We start from the raw sequence: 3,775 nt of genomic DNA, 5'->3' as shown, positions 1-3,775 counted from the left end.
TCGCGGGGGTGACGCAGGGGGCGGGCGTGGCAGTGGCGGACGTAGCGCTGGACACTCCGTTCACGCCGGTCGGCACGCCGCATCTGGCGCAGGCCGAGCAACTGGTGGGGTATCAGAGGCTGTTGGCGGCCGGGTATCTGACAGATGGGTTGGTGGGGCACTGGCCGCTGGACGGCTCGGGCGCCGATCGTTCCGGCCGCGAGCACCCCGTCGTCCCCGGCTCCGGCGCGACCTGGACGGCGTTGCGCGCGGGCGGCGAGCTGAGTCTCGACGGGACGTCCGGGGCGTACGCCGCCACGGATTCCGTCCTGGACACGACACTCCCGTTCACGGTCTCGGCGTGGGTGCGCCTCGCGAGCGACGCCGACCCGGCGACCATGTACACGGCGGTGAGCCAGGACTCCACGACCACCAGCCGCTTCCTCCTCCAGTACGACAACACCGTCTCCACCTGGGCCTTCAAGGTCCGCGCCGAGGACCAGGCCACGAAGGTGTCCGCCGTCGCCGCATCACCGGCCGCCCTCGGCGCCTGGACCCATCTGACCGGCGTCTGGGACGGCACGCAGATCCGGCTGTACGTCAACGGCCAGGCACAGGGCAGCACGCCGACCACCCTGTCCTGGGCCGCGCCGGCCGGCTTCTCCATCGGCCGGGCCCGCTTCGACGGCGCGCCCGTCAACCGCTTCAAGGGCGCGATCGACGACGTACGGGCGTACGCCCGCGCCCTGTCCGCCGACGAGATCGCCGTGGTCAGCGGCCGCACGGCCCGCGAGAACAACGTCTACCTCAAGGGCTCGGCGGCAACGCTCACTTGGGGCCTCCCGGACGACCCCGCGAGCTGGGTGGCGCGCGCCCGCTGTGCGTCCTTCCTCACCGGCGTCCTCAAGCACACCTACGGCTGGGCCACGGACGACTACTTCCTCCAGTACTTCCAGGAGAAGGGCCCGGAGGCCGCCGACTACTGCGCGGCCTTCCTGAACGGCACCGCCGGCCCCCGCTTCCAGCGCGTCCGCAAGGTCGCCGACCTCCGGCCGGGCGACCTCGTCGCCGTCGACTACCGGGGCAGCGACCCCGACAACACCGGCCACATCGTCATGGTCCGCCAGGTCAAGGGCGTGTTCAGCGGCACCGCCGACTTCACCGGCGAGACGCAGTACGCCGTCGAGATCATCGACTGCACCTCCGACCCGCACGGCGTGTACGCGCTGACCAACTACCCCACGTACCCCGACACCCGCATGGTCAGCAACACCACCGGCGAGAACCTCCAGGGCGTCGGCATCGGCCACATGATGTTCTACGCCTCCGACACCACGGGCGAGTTCTCGCGGTACCGGTGGAGCGTCAACTCCTCGAAGAGCGGCGGGACTTACGACGTGACGGCACGGCCGGTGGCGGCGGCGCGCGTCGGCTGAGCAATCGGCCTGGCGGCGGGCCGCCAACTGGGCTACCGGCGCGCGTACTTGTCCGTCGCCGTCACCAGCGCCTGCGCGACACCCGGCGCGCCCGCGTTGTGGCCGGCCTCGTCCACGATCACCAACTCGCTGCCGGGCCAGGCGTGTTGGAGCCGCCATGTGATGCCGAGGAGGTTGCCAAGGTCGAGGCTGCCCTGGACGAGGGTGCCGGGGATGTCCTTGAGCAGATGGGCGTCCTGGAGCACGACACCCTCGTCGTTCCCCTCCCCGAGGAAGTGGTCGTTACCGAAGTAGTGCGTGACGGTCCGGGCGAAGCACATACGGAACTCCGGGTCCTCGTACCGCTTCTCGGAGCGCGGCGGGGCCGGGACGATCGCCGTCTCCCAGTCCGTCCAGGCGCGTGCGGCACGCTCGCGCACCGCCCGGTCGGGCGACTCGATGAGCCGGTTGTAGGCGGCGGCGAGGTTCCCGTCCCGTTCCCCGGCGGGGAGTTCGGCGACGAACGCCTCGAAGGCCTCAGGGAAGAGTTTCCCAAGTCCCCTGGTCAGCAAGGCCACTTCAGGATTGGAGCCGGTGGCGACACAGGTCAGCACCAGCTCCGACACGACCCCCGGATGCGTCTGCGCGTACCGCAGCCCGAGCACCGACCCCCACGACGCGCCCCACACCAGCCACCGCTCGATCCCCAAGTGCCGCCGCAGCAGCTCCAGATCGGCGACGAGGTGAGCCGTCGTGTTCACCCCCATGTCGGTGTCGTACGCGCTCGCGTGCGGCGTGGAACGTCCGCACCCGCGCTGGTCCAGCAGCACGATCCGATAGGCGGCGGGATCGAAGTAGCGCCGGGGATACGGCGAACAGCCCGAGCCCGGGCCACCGTGCAGCACCACCGCGGGCTTGCCGTCCGGATTCCCGCAGGTCTCCCAGTAGACGCGGTTGCCGTCACCGACATCGAGCATGCCGTGGTCGTACGGTTCGATCTCCGGATACAGACCCATCCACCGACCCTAACCTCGCTACGGCACGGTCGGCAGCCCCGCCGCCCCGGCCGCCGTGCGCAGGACGTCCCGCAGCATCGCGGGGGTGAGCTTGCCGGTGAAGGTGTTGCGCTGGCTGACGTGGAAGCAGCCGAAGAGCTCGAGGCCGTCGAGGGAGACCTGTGCCCCGTGCCCGAACGCGGGCCGTGGGCGCGGCACTTGCCGGCCCGCCGCCGCGAACGCGGGCAGCGCCGCCTGCCAGCCGAAGGCGCCGAGTACGACGACGGCCTTCAACGTCGGCCGCAGCAGGGCGAGTTCCTCGACGAGCCAGGGACGGCAGGTGTCCCGCTCCTCGGGGGTGGGCTTGTTGGCGGGCGGGGCACAGCGCACCGGCGAGGTGATGCGCACGCCGTACAGTTCAAGGCCGTCGTCGGCGCTCACGGCGGTCGGCTGCGAGGCGAGCCCGATGTCGTACAGGGCCTCGTACAGCACGTCCCCGGAACGGTCGCCGGTGAACATCCGGCCGGTGCGGTTGGCGCCGTGCGCGGCCGGGGCCAGGCCGATGATCAGGAGCGATGCGTCGGCGGGGCCGAAGCCGGGTACCGGGCGGCCCCAGTACGTCCAGTCGGCGAAGGCCGCGCGTTTGGTGCGGGCGACCTCCTCGCGCCAGTCGACCAGGCGGGGGCAGGCCCGGCAGCCGGTGATCCGGCGGTCGAGGTCGGACAGATTCATGCCCCCACGGTAGGACGATCACGTGCGGGCGGCGCCGGCAACGGCCCTACGGACCGCACGTGCTTGTCATGGCCGACCTTCGCCGGTGCCACCCCGCCGACGTGTCACCGCACACCCGCACGGTCGGTCGGGTCGGTCGGGTCGGCTCCGGCGGGTTTCGGTCGACGACCCGACCCGACCCGACCGGCCGGAGCCGTCCGCCCCGGGGGGACTAAAGTCGAGGCATGGCTTCCGAGGGTGCGGACGAGACCGACGGCGACAGCGGAACCGGCGCGAGCACGACGAGCCGGAACCCCGACGCGCCCGGGAACCCCGCGGCCGAGCCGCAGAGCGACGCCGTGGCCGCCGCCAGGGCCGCCGGCCCCTCGAACGGTGAGAGCGTCCGCGTCGACAGCTGGATCTGGTCCGTCCGCCTGGTCAAGACCCGCTCCATGGGCGCCGCCGCCTGCAAGGGCGGCCACGTCCGCGTCAACGGCGAGCGGGTGAAGCCCGCCCACTCCGTCCACGTCGGCGACGAGGTCCGCCTCCGCCACGAAGGCCACGAGCGCGTCGTCATCGTGAAGCAGGTCATCCGCAAACGGGTCGGCCCGCCGGTCGCCGTCCAGTGCTACGTGGACAACTCCCCGCCGCCCCCGCCCCGCGAGGCCGTCGCCC

At 72.0% G+C, this 3,775-nt stretch carries 4 protein-coding genes; 2 read left to right on the top strand and 2 right to left on the bottom strand.

Going from position 1 to position 3,775, the window contains the following annotated elements:
• Window positions 1–1,415: LamG domain-containing protein (locus JHN63_RS49205; protein WP_200691647.1), on the top strand; the 1,415-nt coding region annotated here is incomplete at its 5' end.
• A gap of 32 nt (window positions 1,416–1,447) precedes the next feature.
• Here JHN63_RS49205 and pip read toward each other — a convergent pair.
• Window positions 1,448–2,410, bottom strand: coding sequence for a prolyl aminopeptidase (pip, locus tag JHN63_RS49200; RefSeq protein ID WP_200691646.1), 963 nt, complete (start codon window positions 2,408–2,410; stop codon window positions 1,448–1,450).
• A gap of 18 nt (window positions 2,411–2,428) precedes the next feature.
• Complete coding sequence (locus JHN63_RS49195) at window positions 2,429–3,121, bottom strand: uracil-DNA glycosylase (protein WP_200691645.1); 693 nt, start codon at window positions 3,119–3,121, stop codon at window positions 2,429–2,431.
• A gap of 224 nt (window positions 3,122–3,345) precedes the next feature.
• On the opposite strand from JHN63_RS49195, the gene JHN63_RS49190 reads away from it, so the two are divergent.
• The coding region (locus JHN63_RS49190) for an RNA-binding S4 domain-containing protein (RefSeq protein WP_200691644.1) at window positions 3,346–3,775 on the top strand (430 nt) is incomplete at its 3' end.

It is taken from the genome of Streptomyces sp. MBT65, assembly GCF_016612545.1.
GTDB lineage: Bacteria > Actinomycetota > Actinomycetes > Streptomycetales > Streptomycetaceae > Streptomyces.
This window is presented reverse-complemented; position numbering and strand designations above follow the sequence as displayed.